Annotated in this window: 14 protein-coding genes and 1 tRNA gene; 9 read left to right on the top strand and 6 right to left on the bottom strand. The window is 73.2% G+C overall.

The window, feature by feature from the left end; all coding sequences use genetic code 11:
* Positions 1-141: 141 nt before the first annotated feature.
* Complete coding sequence (locus ACH4SE_RS21680) at positions 142-858, bottom strand: hypothetical protein (protein WP_398545049.1); 717 nt, start codon at positions 856-858, stop codon at positions 142-144.
* A gap of 737 nt (positions 859-1,595) precedes the next feature.
* Between ACH4SE_RS21680 and ACH4SE_RS21685 the strand changes: the two genes are divergently transcribed.
* Positions 1,596-2,219, top strand: coding sequence for a hypothetical protein (locus ACH4SE_RS21685; protein WP_398545050.1), 624 nt, complete (start codon positions 1,596-1,598; stop codon positions 2,217-2,219).
* A 412-nt stretch (positions 2,220-2,631) separates the two neighbouring features.
* Positions 2,632-3,918: a phosphatase PAP2 family protein gene (locus ACH4SE_RS21690; protein ID WP_398545051.1), complete on the top strand. Its 1,287-nt coding sequence runs from the start codon at positions 2,632-2,634 to the stop codon at positions 3,916-3,918.
* A 138-nt stretch (positions 3,919-4,056) separates the two neighbouring features.
* On the opposite strand, the gene ACH4SE_RS21695 is transcribed toward ACH4SE_RS21690, so the two are convergent.
* The 3 genes from ACH4SE_RS21695 to ACH4SE_RS21705 all read right to left on the bottom strand — a co-directional run bounded on the left by ACH4SE_RS21695 (position 4,057) and on the right by ACH4SE_RS21705 (position 7,294).
* Positions 4,057-5,055 carry a 1-acyl-sn-glycerol-3-phosphate acyltransferase gene (locus ACH4SE_RS21695; RefSeq protein ID WP_398545052.1) on the bottom strand — a complete coding sequence of 333 codons (999 nt, stop codon included), beginning with the start codon at positions 5,053-5,055 and terminating at the stop codon, positions 4,057-4,059.
* Between the two features lie 404 nt (positions 5,056-5,459).
* The gene (locus tag ACH4SE_RS21700) at positions 5,460-6,338 is read right to left on the bottom strand and encodes a patatin-like phospholipase family protein (protein ID WP_398545053.1); all 879 of its coding nucleotides are present in this window, start codon (positions 6,336-6,338) and stop codon (positions 5,460-5,462) included.
* Between the two features lie 593 nt (positions 6,339-6,931).
* On the bottom strand, positions 6,932-7,294 hold the full coding sequence (locus ACH4SE_RS21705; protein ID WP_398545261.1) for an ATP-binding protein: 363 nt from the start codon (positions 7,292-7,294) through the stop codon (positions 6,932-6,934).
* A gap of 336 nt (positions 7,295-7,630) precedes the next feature.
* On the opposite strand from ACH4SE_RS21705, the gene glgX reads away from it, so the two are divergent.
* Complete coding sequence (gene glgX, locus ACH4SE_RS21710; RefSeq protein WP_398545054.1) at positions 7,631-9,742, top strand: glycogen debranching protein GlgX; 2,112 nt, start codon at positions 7,631-7,633, stop codon at positions 9,740-9,742.
* Between the two features lie 203 nt (positions 9,743-9,945).
* On the opposite strand, the gene ACH4SE_RS21715 is transcribed toward glgX, so the two are convergent.
* A complete protein-coding gene (locus ACH4SE_RS21715) occupies positions 9,946-10,881 on the bottom strand; it encodes an aldo/keto reductase family oxidoreductase (RefSeq protein ID WP_398545055.1) in 936 nt (311 codons plus the stop codon).
* 296 nt (positions 10,882-11,177) lie between these two features.
* Between ACH4SE_RS21715 and ACH4SE_RS21720 the strand changes: the two genes are divergently transcribed.
* From ACH4SE_RS21720 to ACH4SE_RS21735, 4 genes are all read left to right on the top strand, one after another.
* Positions 11,178-12,029 carry a hypothetical protein gene (locus ACH4SE_RS21720; protein ID WP_398545056.1) on the top strand — a complete coding sequence of 284 codons (852 nt, stop codon included), beginning with the start codon at positions 11,178-11,180 and terminating at the stop codon, positions 12,027-12,029.
* Positions 12,030-12,496: 467 nt separating this feature from the next.
* A tRNA-Arg gene (locus ACH4SE_RS21725) sits at positions 12,497-12,569 on the top strand.
* Positions 12,570-12,763: 194 nt separating this feature from the next.
* Positions 12,764-14,896, top strand: coding sequence for a hypothetical protein (locus tag ACH4SE_RS21730; RefSeq protein ID WP_398545057.1), 2,133 nt, complete (start codon positions 12,764-12,766; stop codon positions 14,894-14,896).
* A 454-nt stretch (positions 14,897-15,350) separates the two neighbouring features.
* Positions 15,351-18,014 (top strand): glycosyl hydrolase, encoded by a 2,664-nt coding sequence (locus ACH4SE_RS21735; protein ID WP_398545058.1) that lies wholly within the window; start codon positions 15,351-15,353, stop codon positions 18,012-18,014.
* 125 nt (positions 18,015-18,139) lie between these two features.
* On the opposite strand, the gene ACH4SE_RS21740 is transcribed toward ACH4SE_RS21735, so the two are convergent.
* The gene (locus ACH4SE_RS21740; protein WP_398545059.1) at positions 18,140-18,328 is read right to left on the bottom strand and encodes an ArsR/SmtB family transcription factor; all 189 of its coding nucleotides are present in this window, start codon (positions 18,326-18,328) and stop codon (positions 18,140-18,142) included.
* A gap of 1,130 nt (positions 18,329-19,458) precedes the next feature.
* Between ACH4SE_RS21740 and ACH4SE_RS21745 the strand changes: the two genes are divergently transcribed.
* Both ACH4SE_RS21745 and ACH4SE_RS21750 read left to right on the top strand, forming a co-directional pair.
* Positions 19,459-19,815, top strand: a complete 357-nt coding sequence (locus ACH4SE_RS21745) for a hypothetical protein (RefSeq protein ID WP_398545060.1) — start codon at positions 19,459-19,461, stop codon at positions 19,813-19,815.
* Positions 19,816-20,108: 293 nt separating this feature from the next.
* Positions 20,109-21,617, top strand: a complete 1,509-nt coding sequence (locus ACH4SE_RS21750; protein ID WP_398545061.1) for an FAD-binding protein — start codon at positions 20,109-20,111, stop codon at positions 21,615-21,617.
* Positions 21,618-21,758: the final 141 nt, after the last annotated feature.

A 21,758-nucleotide genomic window follows, 5' to 3' on the forward strand; every position in this document is an offset into this window, starting at 1 on the left:
GTTGTCCGGGTCGCTGAGCGTCCGCCCGCGGCCGTGCGACGGACCGGTGAGCCCGCGTTGCACGCGGGAAGCACCGTCGGCCACCCGGCGCCCCGCCCGCCGCCGCACTCCGGGGCGAGACCCGCGGCGGCGACGCCCCCGCTAGCTCTGGGCCGCCCGGCCGACGGAGGTGACGTCCGGCGCGTCGGGAACCGCCCAACTGCACGCGCCCTGCGCGAGGCCGAAGGCGGCGGATTCCTCCAGGAACAGACTGTCGGCGTCGTTGTACTGCCCCACAGCTGTCGCGTAACCCCGGGCGTCCCTGGCCTCCGCGGCGGAGAGGGCGGCGGCCAGGAAATCACTCGCCGCGAAGTAGGAGTGCTTCATGGCCGTGAAGAGTTCGACGTCCTCGTCGGGCAGATCCGACGTGTTCAGACCTTCCCAGATGTAGTTGCGCGCGTCTCGTTCGACGAGAACGGACCGGTCGTAAGCGGCGAGAGCGCCGTAGTCGGCGCTCTTCGGCGGTACGGCACCTGACCGGTCCTTCGCGCACACGCTCTGCAAGGAATCGACGGCGCCGGCCGTGGCGGCGGCCGCCGCCCTGTCGCTCGCCGAGAAACGGTGCTGAAGATCCGCGAAAGTGCCGATACCGAAGAAGAAGGCCGCGAGCCCTACGTAGGTGCTCACCTTGCCGACCCAGTCGCTGCCCGATTTCTGCTGATCGCGTACGTAGGCGTCGATACGGGCGAGGCGGTCGCTGTCCGAATCGGCCCGCCGCTCTTCCGCGGCCGAGGCCGAGGCACTCGCCGTACCGCTCCCCGCCGGCCCGTCGGAGGGCCTCGCACCGTCACCCGCGCCCGCTGATGTCCCCTCGCCCATGCTTCCAGCCTTCCCGAGCCGCGCTCCCCCGCACAAGCCCCGCCCGCGCCGTGGCCCGCTGTCCCGCACCGCATGCCCCGGCACGGCGCCCGAGTCCCGCCTCGGGCCGGGAAGGTGACCGGACCGACCGCCTCGCCGCCCCGCATGACCTTCTCCGCCGCCGGGCTGCGTGCCGGTGGTTCCGAGGCCGGCGCCTTGTGCCCGGAGCGGGTCGCCCCGGAGGAAGTCCCCTCGGTGCCGCGGCACTTCGAGCACGCTGCCGTCCGCCTGCGCGCGTCCGGGTACCCGGCGTCCGGGGGCCGTGCGCCGGCCGCAGGGTGGTCCGCGCATCCGGCGTATGCAGGGGTCATGTGCCGCCGAACGCCGGTACGCTCATTGCGTCCTTGTCCGTACTTTGCCTGCTTCTGACGTTCCGTCCGCACGTTTCGGAGGAATTGGCAGTGAAGTCGACATGCTTTTCAGCCGAACAGCGACGGCCGTCGTCATGGCCGCGTCCAGTCGCGGCCCCCAGCCGATTCAGCGTCCCGACCTGAACGTGGAGGTTGTCGTTGCGAGTTCATGAGGTATTCCGGACCCGGTCCGGCGGTGTGGCGGCCGTGGTCGCAGCAGTCGCCGCCGTGCTTGCACTCTCGGTGGCGTCCACCGCACCGGTGGCCGCCGCGGGCACGTCCGCAGGCGCCGCGCACAGTGGGGCGGGGGCGGTGTCGAAGCCGTCACCCGGGCGTCAGGCGGCGCCCATGACCGACCCGGCCGCGTGGATGACCCTGGAGGCCGGTCCCAACACCGTGAACGGTCTGGTCCTGGCGGGCAGCCCGCCCCTGACCAGCACGCTCAGCGCCTACTCGTCCTTCGACGTCGGCCCGACCCTGTACTACATCCAGATCTGGGACCTCACCACCAACACCCGTGTGGCCTCCTGCGGGTGGGGCCAGACATGCTCGGTGAGCGTCACCCAGGGCTCCACCCCGAACACCCACCGCTACGTGGGGACCGTGGCGCAGGCCGCCACGGCCTACCCACCGACCGGCATCCAGGCGACGTCGAAGGCCACCTTCGTCACCTGGCAGTCGCACCTCGCCCCGTACTACAGCTTCACCTCCGTCACCGGACTGTCGTACAGCTTCCCCCCGTACGACAGCGCGTTCACGGTGAAGACCAACGTCGACGTCAGCTCCACGCCTTACTACATCGAGATCTTCGACGTGACGAAGGGCACGCTCGTGGCCGCCTGCGGTACGGGGACGCAGTGCACCGGCACCGTGTCGCACGCCGACAGCTTCGACGACCACGTCGCCTTCATCTCCCAGTACGGTTCGGCCCTGCTTCCGCCCGGCATCCAGGCCGTGTCCTCCAGCTTCTGAGGTCGTACCGACCGACACCGGCTCCGCTCCGCTCATCGGAGCTTCCCGGTCGTACACGCGGCCGCACGCGTACGACCGGGAAGCCGGGAGAAGTCTTCGGCCCGCCCCGACAGCCGCGGTGCCCGGTCCGTGAGGCTCCCGGGACCTGGCCGTAGCGCATTTCCTGTGGGTGCGTCCGACCGGGCGTCCGATACCCGTTCGACTCCCGTTGGGGTCCCGGTAATATGTTCGCACTCACGGCGATCGCCCTCTTCGGCCGGCGTCCGCCGGCAAAAGCGTGCCATCCGGCACGAAGAGTGCTCCGTGCGGCCGATATTCGACACATCGGCCAAAATTGATATCCAAGACATCGCGGACACCTTCGCGAACAAGCAGCAGACCAGCGGTCACCACGGGGCACCGGCCGGGTGCGGTGCTGTGGGGCACGGCGGGCGCCGTGGTCCTCGGATTCCTCGTCTCGCTGGAGATCACCGCGCGCCACTACGGTCTGCCCGGGCCTGTCACCAACCAGGCGCGCGAGGTGGTGTTCGCCCCCACCTCGGGGCCGCTGCTGTACGCCGGACTGGCACTGACGACGGTGGTGCTCACCTGGCGGCAGCGGTTCGTCGCGGTCGGCGCGGCGATCGGCATCGACATCGTTTTCTGCCTCGTACGGTGGGCGGCAGGCGCCGGGATGGCCTTCGGCAACGGCGCCCTGTGGGTGATCCTGGGCTGCGCGGTCATCGCCGTCACGCGCCGCGCCGGGCAGGAGCGCACCCTGCTGCTGAAGGGTGCCGGTCTGGGCCTGCTGCTGGTGACCGGCCACAAGACCGGCGACACCTGGTTGCTCATCACGTCGAAGACGCGCCCGATGGTGTTCGACCAGTACGTGGCGACCGCCGATCACGCGCTGGGCAACCCGTCATGGCTGGTGGGCCGGGCCGTGGCGGCCACCGGTCCGGTGGGCGGCCTCGTCCTGCACGTCGTCTACGGCCAGCTCCCGATGGCGGCGGCCCTCATCGCGCTGTACCAACTGCGCAACGTGGCGGTGGAGCGCCGCTTCCCGGGCCACCACCTGGTGCGTACGTTCCTGGTCATCGGCCTGCTCGGGCCGGCCGTCTACATGGTCTTCCCGGTGGTCGGCCCGGTCTTCGCGTTCGGCGCCGACGGCAGCCACTGGGCGGCGGCCAACCTGTGGCCGGACACGCCGACGCCCATCAGGCCCCCGCACCGGATGGCGTTCGACGGGATCACCCCGCGCAACTGCATGCCCAGCCTTCACACGGCATGGGCGACCACGCTCTTCATCCACTCGCGCAAGGGTCCGCGGTACGTGCGGGCCGCCGGGGCGTTCTGGCTGGTCGCCACGCTCGCGGCGACGCTGGGATTCGGTTACCACTACGGCGCGGACCTCGTCGCCGGCGTGGTGTTCGCACTCACCGTGGAGACGGCGATGCGCGCGCTCGGCCGCGGTTGGGACCGGCGGGCGTCGCGCCTGGTCGCCCACGGTGCGACGGTCTTCGTGGCGCTGCTGTTGTCCTACCGCTGCCTGCCGTTGGACATGGCCAGGCATCCGTGGGTGTTCGGACCGCTTCTCGTCCTGGCGCCGGCCTCGGTGGTCCTCCACTACGTGCGGACCACCAGGCGCTGGGACCCGGAACTCGCGGCGGAGCTGCCGCTGGAAACGCGACCGGCGGACCCGCGGCCCGAACTGGTCTGAGCCGCGCCCCGCCGGGCCATCCCAGCGCCTGCGGGACCACGGGAGGGCTGACCCGTCCGGCGCGTCCCAGCGAGGGTCGAGCGTTTCTCCCTCAGCTCTCTCCGGCACGGCCGGCGGCACGACGCCGGGCACGGCGGGTCAGACGTGGGGGGTGCCGGGGGGTGCGTGGGTGGCGATCCAGGCGTCCACGCGGGTCCATTGTGTGAGCAGCCACTCGCTGCGGGCTTCCCGTGTGCGGGGGATGTCGCCGGACCTGACGCGCCACCACTGGGCCTGCACCGGCTGGTGCAGGGGGATGCAGCTCCAGGCCGAGCGGACCGAGTCGATGACGTCCAGGCCGGAGTGCGCCACGAAGACCACGTCGGCGGCCGGTGCCGCCTCCAGGGCCGCGAGCACGCCCGCGTCGCGTGGCGGCAGGACGTAGTGCAGCCGCCCGGCTCGCGCGGCCCTCCGCAGGCGGCCGTGGCGGCGCAGGGTGTCCACCGCTCTGCGGTGGCGGCGCGGGGTGAAGTTGCCGCCTTCCGGGAAGAGGACGAGCGCGTCTCCCGGTCCGAGCGCCGCGGCCAGCGCGCCGATCGCCTCCTGGTCCCTGCCGTCCGGCGCGGGCAGGAAGCAGTGCGGGACCTCGCTGACCAGCAAGTCCAGGCACGGGTCCGCGCGCAGTGAGCCCTTGAGCACCGTGTACGGGCGCAGACCCGCCTCGCGGAGGAGCGCGTGGAGGACGAGGAAGGAGTCGCCGGGACCGGCGTGCCGGGCGAAGACCAGCAGCGGCGGGCCAGGCCGCTCCGGCGGTGCCGGTACCCGCGGGGTGATGCGCAGGTCGAGGCCGAACAGGGGGCGCGCCGCCGCGCGCAGGTACGTCAGCAGCCGGGTCAGCACCGCGTACGCGCCCGCGGCGCGTGCCTCGCGCGCGCCTCGGACGCCCGGCGGGTGGCGTACGTACAGCGCCGCCGCCGCGACCAGGCCCGCGCAGTCCGCCAGCAGGTAGAGGAGCAGGAAGCCGACGACGCGGGCGGGCCGGGCCGGTCTGCGGGCGGCGAGGGACACCGCACCGGCGAGGGCGGCGACGGCGAACAGCGCGGCCACGACCGGGATGAGCGCGAGCAGCAGCGGCACGGTGGTGGTGCGTCGCGCCACCGCGAGGGCCGCGGCACCCGCTCGCCGGCGCGTACCGGCCGCCGTACCGGTACGGCGGCCGGCTGCCGTGGGACCGGTGGCTGGTGGCGTGCTGCCCGCAGCGGCCGCCGGGCGCCTCCGGGGAGGGGCGGCGTCCCCAGCGGCCGCCGGGCGCCTCCCGGGAGGGGCGGCGTCCGCACCGGCCCCCGGGCGCTGGGTCCCAGGGGGCGTGCCGCCGGGGGCGCCTGGCACCCGCCGGGCCTCGGAGGGCGCCCCCTCCGCGCCCTCCGCCCCGGGAAACGCACCCGCGCCGCCCGCCGCCCGCCGAGCGCCCGGCACGGCCTCCGGCCCGGCCGCGACCTGCGTGCCCTCGGGGTCACGCCCCGCCGGCGCGCCCGGTGTCGGCGTGCCCTCGCGCGGGGACGTCACTGCGGCGGCTTTCCGCCGCCGGGGCCGGCGAGAGCGGCGTCCAGGTAGCGGGAGGACGCCGCGTACGCCGCCTCGATGCGCTGCGCCGTGCGGCCGAACGTGCGGTGGCGCAACTGTCCGAGGGGGCCGGGGGTCTCCTGCGCGGAGCCGCTGGGCAGGACGTGGACGGTCACACCGCCCGGCAGTTCCGCCATGTCACGGGCGAAACGGTGACGGCGGGCGATCTCGAAGGCGACGAGGGCGACCTCCCAGGGCAGCCGCGGCGGCCGCAGGGCGTGTTCGACCCGGCCCACCTGGAGGACGTAGACCTCCTGCGCTCCCAGGGCCACCGCCCGCGAGACGGGGATGCTGTTGACGAGTCCGCCGTCCACGAAGTGCTCGCCGTCCAGTTCGACGGGCGGCAGCAGGCCCGGTACGGCGCACGAGGCGAGGACCGCCTCGATGAGCGGACCGTCCTCGAACCAGTGCTCGGCGGCCTTCTCGATGCTGGCGGCCACGCACTGGAAGGGTACGGCCAGGTCCTCGACACGGCTGACGGGCAGGTGCGAGCGGAGCAGGTCGTCCAGCGGACCGGGTGCGTACAGGTGCGTGCCGCTGCGCACGGCGGTGGTGAGCCGGCCGAGCAGTGAGCCGGTGAACACGCCGGCCCGGCCGAGCCCGGTCCACAGGTCGGCGAGGCGGTCGATGGCCGCGGGCGCCGGCTCGGCGGCCACCGCCGCGCCGTTGATCGCGCCCACGGAGGTGCCGACGACCGCGTCGGGCCGGATCCCGGCGGCGAAGAGCGCCTTCAGCATGCCCACCTCGTGGGCGCCCAGCGCCCCGCCGCCACCCAGTACGAAAGCCCTTCTCGGCCCTCCGGCCGCTCCCTCGTCCATAGGTCCCCACTTGCCCCCGCCGGCCGCGTTCACGCCCGGGCGGCCCTGAAGTCCGCCCACCGGTTGCGGGGCAGGCCTGCCTTGGTGGTGCGCCCGGCCTCGACAGCGGTGCCGCCGGGACCGGAGGAGGACACACGCCGCCGGGATCGCTCATGCGTGCGAACCGATTCCCGGGGCAGATGCCTCCAGCCGGAGCAACCGCTCCGGCCGGTCCGCCGGGCGTCCCCGGCGGACTCCACCCGGAGAAGGGGATTCACCATGTACATCGGCCTGGGAACCGTCGTTCTGATCGTCATCGTCGTCGCCGTCGTGATGTTCCTGCGCCGCGGGTGACCCCGTCGCACCCGGCCGGCCCGTCGGTGTGGAGCCGGCCGGCCCCGCAACGGGAGGACGGCGTGGACGGACCCGCTCCCCGAACCGGCGGACGCCCCGGGGCCCGGTGGCCGCGGGGCGTCGGTGACCCGGAGGACGATGCGTGCTGAGCACCGGCCGGGCGTTCGCCGGGCCGATCCCGCTCCTCGCGTGGACGCCGGCGCCGGCGGGCGGAACGGTAGAGCGGCGGTTCCCGGCCCGCCGCCGCCCCGGCCCGCCGCCTACCGCGTGTCGGGTGCGTTGAAGCAGGCCGTGACCGTCTTCCCGTGGGCGCACGGATGGGCCTGCCAGGTGTCGGCCACGGCTTCGACGAGGAAGATGCCGCGCCCTCCCGCGGAGTCGTTGTCGGGCAGGCGTGGCCGGGGGAGTTCGGGCGAGTTGTCGTGGACGGTGACGTGCAGGCCCTGTCCGTCCCAGGCCAGCGTGAGCTGGGCATCACTGCGGGCGTGGACGTGGGCGTTGGTGACGAGTTCGGAGACGGTCAGGACCACGTCGTCGGCGGTCTCGGGCGCCGTCCGGGACCAGCCGAACGCGTCCAGGTGCCGGCGGGTCCAGTCGCGGGCCTCGCTGACCGGGGTGTCCATCGGCAGTGACCGCACCCAGCCCGCTGCGTAGAGGGACTGCCGGTGCTCTCTCTCCGGTTCTGCGCCCCGCGCATCGGACGGCTCGTGAAGGGCGTCGTTCTCCGGCATGGTGGCCCCTTTCCTTCTGCGGCCGGCCCGCGCCGCACGCGCGCGCCCGGGGTGTCCTGTTTCGCGCCTTCCCCGATCGGCCGTGCGCTCACCAGTTACCCGGGAGCGGGCGGAACCGGCGGCGGGCGGACCCGGGTCGGCGGCCGGGCTGAGCCGTCGGCCGGGAGCGTGCCGGAGGCCGTCACGACGGCGGAGTGTTCCGCCGGACCACCGGGGCAGGCCTGACGTATGGACCTTCAGGGCGGTCGCGCCTTCCCCTTCGGCGCCGAGTTCGACGGCACCGGTACGAATTTCGCACTCTTCTCCGAGGTCGCGGAGCGGGTGGAGCTGTGCCTCGTCGACGAGGACGGCACGGAGCGCCGGGTGGAACTGCCGGAGGTGGACGGCGCCGTCTGGCACGGCTACCTGCCCGGCGTCGGTCCCGGCCAGCGCTACGGTTACCGGGTGCACGGCCCGTTCGACCCGGCCGCCGGGCTGCGGTGCAACCCGGCGAAGCTCCTGCTGGATCCCTACGCCAAGGCGGTGGACGGCCAGATCGACGGCGACCCGTCGCTGTGCGGCCACCGGCCGGACGACCCCGGGGAACCGGACGGCCGCGACTCGCTCGGCCACGGGATGCTGGGGGTGGTGACGGACCCGCGGTCCTTCGACTGGGGCGACGACCGCCCGCCGCGGCGCTCGTACCACGATTCGGTGATCTACGAGGCGCACGTCAAGGGGATGACCGCGCTGCACCCGGACGTGCCGGAGGAGCTGCGCGGCACCTACGCGGGCCTGGCGCACCCGGCGGTGACGGAGCACCTGGTGGCCCTCGGGGTCACCGCGGTGGAGCTGATGCCGGTGCACCAGTTCACCCAGGACGGCTTCCTCGTCGACCGCGGTCTGTCGAACTACTGGGGCTACAACACCATCGGGTTCTTCGCCCCGCACAACGCCTACTCCCGCGGCGGCAGCCGGGGAGAGCAGGTGGACGAGTTCAAGGCCATGGTCAAGGCCCTCCACGCGGCCGGTCTCGAGGTGATCCTCGACGTCGTCTACAACCACACCGCCGAAGGAAACGAGCAGGGCCCGACGCTCTCCTTCCGCGGCATCGACAACCGGGCGTACTACCGCCTGGCGGAGGACGACCCGCGCCACCACGTCGACACCACCGGCACCGGCAACAGCCTGCTGATGCGCCACCCCAACGTGCTCCAGCTCATCATGGACAGCCTCCGCCACTGGGTCACCGAGATGCACGTCGACGGCTTCCGCTTCGACCTGGCCGCCACGCTGCTGCGCCAGTTCCACGAGGTCGACCGGCTCTCGGCGTTCCTCGACATCGTCCAGCAGGACCCGGTGATCGGCCGGGTCAAGCTCATCGCCGAGCCCTGGGACATCGGCGACGACGGCTACCAGGTCGGCAACTTCCCGCCGCTGTGGAGCGAGTGGAACGGCAAATACCGCGACACCGTCCGCAGCTTCTGGCGCGGTGACGAGGGGACGCTCGGCGAGCTGGCCGCACGCATCGCCGGTTCGCCCGACGTCTACGAGCACGACAGCCGGCGCCCCCGTGCGAGCGTCAACTTCGTCACGGCGCACGACGGTTTCACCCTGCGCGATCTGGTGACGTACACCGAGCGGCGCAACGGGGCCAACGGCGAGGACGGCGCCGACGGGGAGAGCGACAACCGCTCCTTCAACTGCGGAGCCGAGGGGCCGAGCGACGATCCCGCCGTCCGCGGGCTGCGGCTGCGCCAGCAGCGCAACATGCTCACCACCCTGCTGGTCTCGCAGGGCGTCCCGATGATCTCCCACGGCGACGAGCTGAGCCGCACCCAGGACGGCAACAACAACGTCTACTGCCAGGACAACGGCACCGCCTGGATGCACTGGGACCTGGACGAGGACCGGCGCTCCCTGCGCGACTTCACCGCCCGGCTGCTCGAACTGCGCCACGCCCACCCCGTACTGCGCCGCAGGCGGTTCCTGAGCGGCCCGACCGGCGACATCCCGGCGGAGCGCGCCGACGTCGCGTGGCTGCGGCCGGACGGCCGTCCCATGGCCGTGGAGGACTGGCGGCGCGGCGACGCCCACGCCCTCACCGTCCACCTCTGCGGCGACAGCGACATCGAACGGGCGCAGCGCGGCCCCTCCCCCGACGACTCCTTCCTGCTGCTGTTCAACGCCTACCACGAGCCGGTGGAATTCCGGCTGCCCACGGCGGGCTACGCCGGGAAGTGGCACTCCGTCGTCGACACCGCCGACCCCGCGGCCGCTCCCCGTGTCCGTGCGGCGGGGCAGTCCTTCGACCTGGCCGCCCACAGCATGCAGGTCCTGCGGGCTCCGCGCACCGGCTGAACCGGTACGAGGACGGAGGGCGCGGCGGCCACGGGTGCCCTCCGTCGCCCGCGTGGTGGTGGCGAGTGCCGGCGAAGATCGAGGGGATGCGGTCGAAGGCCGGGCGGCCGGCCGAGCGGGGCTGGCTGACCGCGACGCCCTCGGGCCGGTTCACACGGCGACGGCCCACCGGCTCCGGGGATGCGGTGTGTTCTGCGAGCGCCTCAGGGAACGATGTGGCCCGCGGCGCGGAACAGCTCGTACCACTCGGCCCGGGTGAGCGGCAGGTCGGAGCCCTGCGCGGCGCCTGCGACCCGCTCGGGGCTGGTGGTGCCGAGGACGACCTGCATCTGAGCGGGGTGGCGGGTGATCCACGCGGTCGCGATCGCGATGGCGGGGACGTCGTACTGGGCGGCGAGACGGTCGATGACGGCGTTGAGTTCGGGATAGTCCGGCGAGCCGAGGAAGACACCCGTGAAGAAGCCGGCCTGGAAGGGGGACCACGCCTGGACGGTGATGTCGTTCAGACGGCAGTAGTCGACGATCCCGCCGCCGTCGAGGGTGGCCGCCTGCTGCTCCGCGAGCATGTTCGCGGCGATCCCCTGGGCGACGATCGGCGCGTGGGTGACCGAGAGCTGGAGCTGGTTGGCCACGATGGGCTGGCGCACGTACCTGCGCAGCAGGTCGATCTGGTGCGGGGTGTGGTTCGAGACGCCGAAGGCGCGCACCTTGCCCGAGGACTCGAGCGCGTCGAAGGCGCGCGCGACCTCCTCGGGCTCGACGAGCGCGTCCGGGCGGTGCAGCAGCAGGATGTCGATGCGGTCGGTCCGCAGGGCCGCGAGCGAGCCCTCGACCGATTCGACGATGTGCTCGTAGGAGAAGTCGTAGTACCACCCGTCCGTCACGATCCCCGTCTTGGTCTGGATCGTGATCTCGTCGCGCTGCGAGGGGCTCAGCGCCATCGCCTCGGCGAAGCGGCGTTCGCAGGTGTGCAGCTCGCCGCCGTAGATGTCGGCGTGGTCGACGAAGTCGATACCCGCTTCGCGCCCGGTGCGGACGAGCTCCCGGATCTCCTCGTCGCTCTTGTCGGCGATACGCATCAGGCCGAGCACGACGTTGGGGGCGACGATGTCGGTACCGGGCAGGGTGAAGCTCTTCACGAGGGATTTCCCTTGCAGATGTCCAGGTCTGCACAGTACAAGCGGACATCCCCGCATCCTCGGGAGGGCTCGCGTCCATCAGGGGACATCCCGCGCCACCCCGGCCCGCCGCGTTCCGCCCGCCCCTCCCCCGCCCCTGCCCGCGCGCGGCGCCCGCGCCGCCGGTGGGGGCTGCGAGAAGGCGCGCGGGGAACGGTCCGAGGCCGTCCGTGAGCTGTCCGTCTCCACCACGTGGCTCCTGCCGAACGACAAGGCCCACGTGGACGGCGGATCGCGGGGCAGACACGGGCGCCCGCGTGGCCGAGCCGTACGGGCCGGAGCTGACGTTGCGCCAGAAGAACGCGAAGGCCTCCCGGCGACCACCGCCGGAGCCGACCGGCCCCACGCGTCGAGAGCCAGGGCAGATCTCCACCGCCCAGTCGAAGGCCGACGCCTTGCTGACCCTCGCCTTCCGGGCGAAGCGGTCGGTCGAGATCTACACGTTGAAGGACGAGGACGCCCACTTCCCCATCGACGCCGGACGGATCTGCCCCGACCTCTCGACCGACTCCTACAAGAGGGAGATCGACGACGTCAGGCTCGCGAGTGAGCTGACCTCGTCGTGGGGAGAGATACTCACCCTGGTCGACATGCAGACCGACTGCACGGACTACTTCGACGGGCCGCTCGACGCGGACTGGCTCAGGCGATCGTTCGAACTCGCCGACCCCCAGGTGGCCGAGCTGAAGTCGCAGCACCGCTTCACCTTCGCGATCGATCCGGTCGCCGACCTGCCGGACGACCGTGTCGAAACGAAGATCAAGAGCATCCGTCTGGCGCTCGTCGGAGCGTCTCACCCCGAGGACGAGATCTCGTGCGAGGTGCGCCACGAGGGGAAGTACCAGCAGCGCCGCCCCGACAGCAGCGTGACGACGCAGTGGCTGCTGCCGAAGGTCAGCACGCGCAGCGCCAAGACGGAGCCGCTGCCCCCCGCTGAGTTCGGCGACGACTCGCCCCTCGACGCCCCCAAGTCACTGGCGTTCTGGGGACGAGGCGTGGGCGGGGGCTGGCAGGTGACAATCCCCCAGCACGAGTTCGACACCGGACTCAACCTGGACGGGCTGGCGCAGATCCAGGTGTGGATCGGGTACCAGTTCCTCCACGGGTGACCCGGCCTCGGCTCCCCTCCGATCCCACCACGGCCCCGGCCACGGCCGTTCGCGCCCTGCGGGTGGGACGGCAGCCATCGGCACTGCAGCGGACATCGCCGCCGGCCGACCGGGGAATCCACCCCGAACCGGTGCGGCACCTGAACTCCGAGCACGTCAACGGAACGTGTGGGACCGCTGACCCGGACCGGGAGGGTCGAAGCTCACCCCGTTCTCGTCGAGTGCGTTGAAGAGGTCCCGGACCATCCAGACGCGCGTGAGCGTCCGGCGGGCGAGAGCACACAGACGATGCCCGTGCGCCTTCACGACGTCCCTACGGCCGTTCGGCCATGCCGGCCGGTAGCCCGCTGCCGTCTGGAGGCCGAGCCGCCGAGACCGGCTGCCGTCGGCGCCGCCGGGCAGACCCCGCGATGTCACGAAACCGTTGGCCAGGGCCGCTGCCCAACCAGTAGTCTCACCAGGCACATCGGCGTGTAGCTCAGTCAGAAGAGCACCGGGCTCCGGACCCGGAGGGCGCGGGGGCAGAGCCCGCCACGTCGGCTATGGACAACGACTCCGGCCGCGACGACGGCCACGATGCCACCACATCCGGTCGGGCACCTGCCGGTGTTCACCGTACCTACCCGCTGGGCGAGTTGGCCTCGGCGTTCACCACGGCTGCGACCCATCACGATCCTCGGGTGCGGGCCCGCGCCGAGGATCGTGCGGCCCGCTGGCGCAAGGTCCTGACCGGCATGACCGACGGCACGCTGACCATTGGATCGCGCACCCCGGTTGCCGGCCTGCCCGCCTGGGTCACACCGGAGGTCGTCCGTGGCGGCTTCGCCACCGGCACCCCGGCCGCGGGCGGGCCGATGCTTCCGCACGAAGCCCACGCCGCACGCCGCGCCGGCCTGCCTGCCGAGCGCCGTTCCTTGTTCGCGTACGCCCTGACCACCGCAGGCCAGGCCGAGCTGACGGACCTGCTGGCATCGGGCGCCTACAGTGTCGACCTGCCCGAAGAAGCGGCCCTGCTGACCGTCACCTGGCTCGCCAACCACGGGGAGACCGCGACCGCACTGGAACTCCTCGACGTGCTGGAGCCCTTCGCCGACCGCCTGCGATTCCTGCCGCGCCCGGTATCTGCCCCGCCGGCGGGGGCGAACAGCGGCATCGTGTTCCGCTGGACGGTCGGAGAAGTGCGCGAGCGCCTGCGGGAACGGCGCCCGCACGCCGATGTCGAGGCCATGAACGAGGCACTGTCCGTCTGGAACCCCTTTGCCGACGAACTGCTCGACCACTGGCTGAAGACCGTACGCGACGGCCGCATCCTGGCGGAGACCCCGGCGCCGGAGTGGAGGGAGCAGGCTGCCGCCCTGCTGGAGCGCTACCGTGCACTCGCCGCCGAGCACACCTTGTGCGGTAAGCACCGTCGCCCGAAGGAGAACGCGTTCATCCTTCGGACCGCACTGGAGGACCTGGTCCGCGGACGGGACCTCGATGCGCGGCGCCGCGGGATGGTGCAGCACGCCGTCGAGTCGATGGTGCGCCGCCGCGGGGCACCCGGCACGCCCGAGCACAGCGCGCTGCGCGCCCGCCAGGCCGCGGACGCCGCCCGCCCGACCCACCAGGCCATGGCCGAGCTTGCCGCCGGGCGTCTTGCAGATCTGCCGGCGGACACCGGCACACCGCAGGCCCGCGGCTTCACGGTTCCGGTCACCCCCGCCGAACACGCGACCACGGGCCTGCCCGTCGGCGCCGACGTGCCTGAGTCCGTCGCCCGCCTGGTACGCCGAGCGCTGGCCGCCGACGTCCCCACCCTCATCGGGGCCGGCGTCGTGCCGTCCGCCGAGGTACTGGCCGCTCTCGTGCCCCAGCTCGTCGCGACGGCGACCGCCGCCTCATACCCCGACCCCCATATGCGCCGGCTGATGGCCGCCGCGTACGGGGCGTTCCGCAACCGGCGCTCGCTGCTCCTGGTCGACCTCCACCACCAGGTCCGCTTCGAGGAGCTGCCCTGGGTACGGGCCGTCGAACGGCACCGACAGACCACTGACCCGGTACGCGCCACAGCACGACGCACCCTGGCCGATCTCGGCGAGCTCGCCCTGCAAGGCTGGCCCGGCACCGTCCTGCCCAACCCGCTGGTGAGCGAGCTCGCCACACTCTCCCGAACCGCGGGGCTCACGCTGCCGTGGACCGAGGAACTCGCCGCTGACATCTTCATGGGCACCTTCACGCCCAAGTTCCCCGACGCCGCGCGGGCCGCGGCCGAGCTCCTCGACGGCACCCTGTACGCGGCCTACTACGGCATTGACTGCGCGGCCGTCGCCGGTATCGGGCAGGAGGCCGCCGACGGCAGGGGACGCCGCGGTGCTTCGCAGTTCGCGGCGCTGTGTCACGAGCGGGCCGGTGTCGCGGGGACGAGCTGGCTGTCGGTCGCCGAAGGGGGCGCGGTGATCGAGCAGGCCCAAATCCTCACCACGCACAACCTCGCCCTGCTCGCCGGCCCGGTCGGTGTGACTCCACCGTCCGGCTGGGCGGCACTGGCCCGCGGGGCGTTCGCCACCACCTGCCGTCTGGCCGCGCGGATCCATGGCAACCCGCGGCCGCTGACGACCATCAAGGACATGGCCTACGCCTGGCGCCAGGTCCTGTTCTACCTGTCGATGGTCGCCTCCGACGAGTGCGATGCCGTCCTGGAGCAGTTCGACGGCGACGTGGCGCGGTGTCCCGACCACGCCCGTGGGCGCCTCGCGCCGGTCCTGGCGGGGGTGCGTCTCGTGCGTGAGGGCGGCGACTTCGGCCCCGGCGGCGGCCCGGTGGACGGCGGCGCACGCCGCCTCGTCGGCTGGACACCCGCCGGCCCCCACTGGCTCCAGGCATAGCGCGGGCGCCGCAGCCCGCACGCCGGACGGCCCTGCCCGGAATAACCGACCGCCGGATACCGCCCGCGCCGAGAACACGGAGGAAGCCGCTGCGGATCCTGGCCCGCGGCCTCGGGCAGGACCTCGGCTCCGTCCGCTCCGCACGAAGGGGATCAGAGCCGTTCCCCCCCCGGTTCGGGCCCGGAGGGCTCCGTGCGGCCCGCCGTCGGCGCGGCCGGGGGGAGGAGCGGGGCGAGAAGCGCGCGAAGCGGGGCGGCGGCTCGCTGCCGTCCCGTCCCGCGACGGCACTTGGGTCCTTTGAAGGTGTCCACCGGGATCAATCCCGCTCGAAGGGGGATCACTCCCGCACACGGCTCCTGTCATGGTGCGCCGGGCGTGCCAATTTTCCCTCAAATTCGGCGCCGGACCGCACATCTGACGGCCCCACGTGATCAACTCTGACGTGCACAGACCAATGCACAGACCAGCACCGCGCTACGCAAGGGGTTACCTGTTGCACGCTTCAGCCCGGAAAAGACACTGGCTCGCGGTACCGGTAGCTGCCGCGCTGGCCGCACTGTTCGCGGTCCCGGCGGGTGCCGCCCCCGGCGGCCACCCCACCCACCCGCGGCTGGCCACGGAGAAGGCCGCCACCCAGAACGCCACCGCGACGCCGTCCGGCGAGGACGACGGCGGTGACGACGACAGCGGTGAGGAGTCCGACGAGATCGCCGAGGGCGCGGCCCAGTACGCCGAGGCGCGCACCGCGCCCGGGGTCGTCGCGCCGGGCGCGTTCTCCGCGGCCTGGGAGCAGCTGAACAAGCTGCCCTCGACCGGCGGCAACTGGCAGCACCTCACCGGCCTGCCGTACGACTCCGACGACCCCCGCTACCGCGACTACGACTCCAACTCCAGCGGCGGAGCCGGCCTGGTGACCGGGCGGGCTGCGGCGCTGGCCGCGGACGACGGCGGCTACGTCTACGAGGGCAGCGCCGGCGGCGGCGTCTGGCGCTCGTCCACCGGCGGCGGGCACTGGCAGCCGATCAGCGACGCGCTGCCCACCCAGGCCACCGGCGCCCTCGCGCTCGACAAGGGCGGCCGGCTGTGGCTCGGCACCGGCGAGGCCACGACGAACGCCGACGCCTACGAGGGCAGCGGCGTGTACGTCCTCAGCCGCCCGCGGTCCGGCACCTTCACCCCGGCCGACCGGGTGGGCGGCAAGGAGCTCGACTCCACCACGATCCACACCCTGCGCTTCGGCGGCGACCGGGTGTGGGCGTCCACCAGCCGGGGCGTGTGGAGCCACTCCACCAGTGACCTGCGCGGCCCCTGGACGCTGGAGTTCGCCCCCAACCCCGACTACCTGCCCGGCGGCCCGCTGGCCCACGACCCGAACGCGCCGTACAAGAACATCGCCAACGACGTGGCCATCGACCCACGCGACCCCGGCAAGGTGATGCTGGCGATCGGGTGGCGCAGCGGTGACACCTACAACGGCTTCTACACCAAGCAGCACGGCACCTGGACGAGGGTCGACTCGCTCGGCGCCCTGCCGACCGACGCGGGCGACGTGGGCACCGTGACCTTCGCGCGGTCCGCCGACGGCTCGCGGTACTACGCCGTCGACCAGTCGCCGGAGAAGCTGAACGCCGGGGACGAGACCGTCCTGGACGGCATCTACGTCTCCAGGTCCGGCAGCCCGCTCGGTCCCTGGACCAGGATCGCCGACGCCGACACCCTGGGCGCCTCCGGCTCGGCCCTGGACCCGCCGGGCAGCCAGTCCTGGTACAACGAGTTCCTCCAGGTCGACCCGACGAATCCCGACCACGTGTACGCCGGTCTCGAAGAGGTCTTCGAGACCACGGACGGCGGTTCCAGCTGGTCGGCCGTCGGCGCGTACTGGAACTTCTACTTCCCCTGCTGGAGCATCGACCCGGCCAAGCAGACCGGGGACTGCCAGCCGACCACCCACCCCGACCAGCACGCGGTCGCGGTCGGCAGCTACCACGGGAAGTCCTGGGTCTACGTCGGCGACGACGGCGGCGTCTACAAGCGCCCGCTCAACGGCCACAAGGACGCCGACGGCCACGCCACCGACTGGACCTCCACCAACGACGGCACCATCGACACCCTGCAGTACTACTCGGTGGGCGTCGGCAAGGACCCGTCCGGGCACGGCCTGGCCGTCAACGGCGGCCTGCAGGACAACGGCCAGTCCCAGCTCCGCGCCGGCGACAAGGTCATGGGCTCCAACTTCGGCGGCGACGGCGGCGACACCCTCACCGACCCGGCGAACGGCTGCAACATCGCGCAGGAGTACGTCTACCTCGCCGTCAACGTCACGCAGAACTGCGCCGTCAACGACGGCGCCTGGGTGGACGACCCGGCCAGGGCCACCAGCTACGACGTGGCCCCGCCGGACAACGAGACCGGCGCCGCCCGCTTCACCGCGCCGCTGACCGCCGACACCGAGAACGGCGACGTGTGGGTCGCGGGCGGGCAGCACGTGTGGGTGCAGAGCCACGGCTACGCCATCCGCAGCGGGGACGAGTGGACGGACGCCTTCGACCTCGGCGCCGGCCACACCGCCACCGCGGTCGCGGCGCAGGGCGGCAAGGTGTACGCCGCCTGGTGCGGGCCCTGCAACAACCAGGGCTTCACGCGCGGGCTCGCCGTCGGGAACGCGGACGGCACCGGCTGGCACCAGGTCGACCTGCCCTCCACGGGCGCGCGGGGGGCGGTGCCCAACCGCTACCTCGCCGGGCTCGCCGTCGACCCGTCCGACTCCGCGCACGTCTACCTCGCCGTGAACGGCTTCTCACGGCAGTGGACGGAGGGCCCGGGCGCCGGCTTCGGCCACGTCTTCGAGTCGCACGACGGCGGCACCACCTGGCAGGACATCTCCGCGAACCTGCCGGACGTGCCGGCCAACGCGCTGCTGGCCCGGCCCGACGGCGGCCTCCTGCTCGCCACCGACATGGGCGTCGTCTACCGCGCCCCCCACCACACCGGCTGGGAGCGTGTCGGCCGCATGCCGGCGGTCGCGGTGCTCCAGCTCAAGCCCGGCCCCGACGGCCGCATCTACTCGGCCACCCACGGCCGCGGCCTGTACGCGATCAACGCCGGCTCCCTGAAGTAGCCCCACCGCACGCCGGCCCGAGCGCCCCGCCACCTCCGGGTGGCGGGGCGCTTCCGCGTCTCGCCTCCCCGCCGGCCGCGTCCCCGCCCCGGTGGTCGCCCGTGTCCTCCCGCCGCGCGGGTCCTTCACGGGCCGGAGTTCGTCCGGAGCAGCGCCGTACCCAGCGGGGTGAGCGTGTGCAGGATGGTGTTGCGAAGGCGTGTGGAGGTGGTCAGACCGGCCTCCCGCAGGGTGGTGGCGTGCTGGCTGGCCGTGGGAGGGGTGACGCCGGTACGCCGGGCCAGTTCCCCGGTGGTGCAGCCGCCTTCGATCACGCGCAGGCAGGCGGCGCGTGTCGGGCCCAGGAGGTTTCCCAGCGCCCGGGGGTGCGGGGGGGCTGTCGGGGGTGATCCACCAGGCCGGCGTCCGCGGAAGGGGGTAGACCAGCACCGGCGGCAGGGTGGGGTCGATGAGGGTGACCGGCCGGCGCCAGCAGAAGGCCGAGGGCACCATGACCAGCCCGCGCCCCCCCAGGACGATGTCGCGCTGCAGGTGGTAGTCGACCTCCAGCACCGGCGGGCGCCACCTCATGGTCGGTCCCAGGGTCGCCAGCAGCCCGTCGCAGCCGTGGTCGAGCACGGCGCGGGCCCTTACGGCACGCTCGGAGTCGACCAGGGCCTGCATACGGGACCAGTACGGGACCAGAGCGGCGCGGTGGTAGCCCCGCAGCGCCTCGCCGAGTTCGGCCAGCGCCTGGCTGCCGCCGGCCATCAGGGCACGGGCCCCGGGCGGCACGCGGGTGAGGACGGCAAGCTCCCTGCGCAGCCGGGCGCGTGGGGTGGCCAGTACCGCCTCGATGCCCTCCTCGAGTCCGAGGGCGGCCCGGGCCGGGGTGAGGAAGTCGGGGAAGTCGCCCACCGGCGGTGCCAGCCAGCGCAGTAGCCACAGGTGGTGCCGCGGCAACCGGCGCAGTCCGGTGCGGATCTGCGCCCGCCAGGGGTCGTACACCGCCCTGCCGCGTGTGGTGCCGAGCAGGTTGATGCTGAGCACCGTTTCCCAGAGGGGGTCCGGCTGCCGCGCGAAGCGGACCCGGGAGAGGTCTTCCTCGTTGAAGTGCACGCGCAGCACCGCTACCCCCCGGCTCACCCCCGATGTGTCGGCTCAGTGTGCGAGTCGCCGATGTGCGAGAGATAGCTCCTTTCAGGTCACAGCAGCCGCCCGGCCAGGCTCGAATGCACCGTCAGGCCCATGCGCCCCCGGGGGCCCTCCGGCCGTGCACGGCACCTCCCGACCCCCCGTGCGCAGGCTGTCCTGGGTGATTCGGCCGTGCTCGAAGCTGCTCGCCCCACGAGAACGGAGGACCGGAGACTGAGGGCCGCGCCAGGACGGACCGGAGTACGAACCGGAGCCCGCCGGGCGCGGAACGGGACAGGTGAAACGTCATCCACAGGAGGGAAGCCGGATCATGAAGCTCTGGACCAAGCGAATCGCCCTCGGTCTGTCAGCGACCGCGCTGTGCATGGGGGCCGCCGCGGGGACCGCCTCCGCCGCCGCTCCCAGCGGCAGTCCGGCGGCGAGCGCCGGCGGGATCGTGAAGCCCATGGACTGGAACGGCAACTGCTACGCCATCTCGTACACGTCCACCTCGTTCACGGGGTGGTGCGACGGCACGGGCCCGTACAACTACGGGACCTACGTCGTGTGCTCCAACGGGGGCACGTACGACAGCACCTACGTGCACTGGTACGGCGACCGGCGAGGCGTGACGGCGTACTGCCCGTCGGGAACGACGCGCGTCAGCCAGGGGTACGACCTGTACTGACCCGGAGCCGGGGGGGAGGATGAGGCCCGCCGCCCAGATGGGCGGCGGGCCCGCCGCCGTGCCCGCCGCACGGCCCACCGGGGCGTCCGCGCGCACCCCGTCACGCCGAAGTCCCCGGGGAGCTTCGGGAGTACGGCCGATCGCGGGTCGTGCCGGGACACGGAGGCGCGTCGCCGTCGATGACGCCGCGGGCGAACACCGCTGCCGATAGCATCGCGCTGGTCGTCGGCCTGTGCCTGCCCGGCGCCGCCGCACCGTACGAGAGGCGTTGCGACCTGCCGAGGAGGCGGAACATGCCCCACCAGCCCACCCGACGGACGGTTCTGCACAGCATGGCCGCGGGCGTGGGGGTGATCGCCTTCGACCCGCTGGCCCGCTCCTGGGTCACGGCCCCGGCCGGCCCGCGCTCCGCGGACACCGCGGGCAACGGCCTGGCGGGCGTGCCGAAGCTGGACGGCACGCTGCTGACCGACCCCGCGTCGCGCGCCGCCGACGCGGACGACTTCGGCCACTCCGTGCACCGCCTCCCGGCCGCCGTCCTGCGGCCCGGCTCGGTCGCCGACATCGTGGCGATGGTCCGGTTCTGCAACACCCATCACATCCAGGTCGCCGCCCGCGGCCAGGGCCACGGCACCAACGGCCAGGCGCAGGTGGCCGGCGGGCTGGTCATCGAGACCGCGCCGCTGGACGCGATCGGACCCGTACGCCCCGGTGCGGCCGGCACCGGAACCGTGTCGGTCGGCGCCGGCGCCGTGTGGAGCGCGGTCGTGCAGGCCACCCTCGCGCACGGCCTCACCCCGCCGGTCTTCACCGACTACCTGGAACTGTCGGTCGGCGGCACCCTGTCGGTCGGCGGGCTCGGCGGCCAGTCGCACCGGTACGGGGCCCAGGTGGACACCGTCACCGCTCTCCAGGTCGTCACCGGCGCCGGGGAACTGGTCAGCTGCTCCCCCACCCGCCGCCCCGACCTCTTCCGCGCGGTGCTCGCCGGACTCGGCCAGTGCGCCGTGATCGTCTCCGCAACCCTGCGGCTCGTCACCGCGCCCACGTCCGTACGCCACTTCCTGCTGCCGTACACCGACCTGGCCACCTACCTCGACGACCAGCGGCGCTTGGCGCGTGACGGGCGGTTCGCCTACGTGGAGGGCTCGATCGCACCCGACGCGACGGGGGCGTTCACCGGCTACGTCATCGAGGCGACCGCCTACGGCCCGCCCGCGGGGCCCGAACCGGACGACACCGCGCTGCTCCGCGGCCTGCGCTACGACCGGTCCGGTGCGGTCACCGCCGAGACCCTGGGCTATTTCGACTTCCTCGACCGGCTGGCCCCGGGCGTTGCGGCGCTGGAAGCGGCAGGCTTCTGGGCGTGGGCCCACCCCTGGTTGAATCTGCTGCTGCCCGGCGACCGCGCCGCCGCACTCGCCGGCACCCTGCTGGACCGGATGGCCGGGCAGGACACCGGCCCCGGCGGTGTCGTCCTGCTCTATCCGCTCTCCGCCGCCCGGCTGCACACCCCGTTGCTGCGGATGCCGGACGACCCGGTGCCGTACCTGTTCGCGGTGCTGTGGACGCTGGATCCGGCCGACCCCGCCGCGGTCGCCGCACGCGCGGCCGCCAACCACGCGGCGTACGAGACGGTGCGCGCGGCCGGCGGCACGCAGTACCCGGTGGGCACCATTCCCATGAGCGCCGCGGACTGGCGCCATCAGTACGGCCGCGCCTGGGCGGAGTTCACAGCCGCCAAGCGCCGCTACGACCCGCGCGGGCTGCTGGCCCCCGGCCAGCACGTCTTCCCGGCCTGACCGGCAGCCCCGTCGGCCCCGCGCGTCCGCGGCCGCCCGTGGGCAGGCGGCCTCCACCACGGAGGCCGCCCGCCGCCGCTCGGTGACGTCCCCCCGGCCCGGATCCACCGCGGGAGGCGCCGGGTGGTCCCGGGTGCTCCG

This window comes from Streptomyces sp. NPDC020983 (assembly GCF_044333485.1).
In the GTDB taxonomy this organism is placed as follows: domain Bacteria; phylum Actinomycetota; class Actinomycetes; order Streptomycetales; family Streptomycetaceae; genus Actinacidiphila.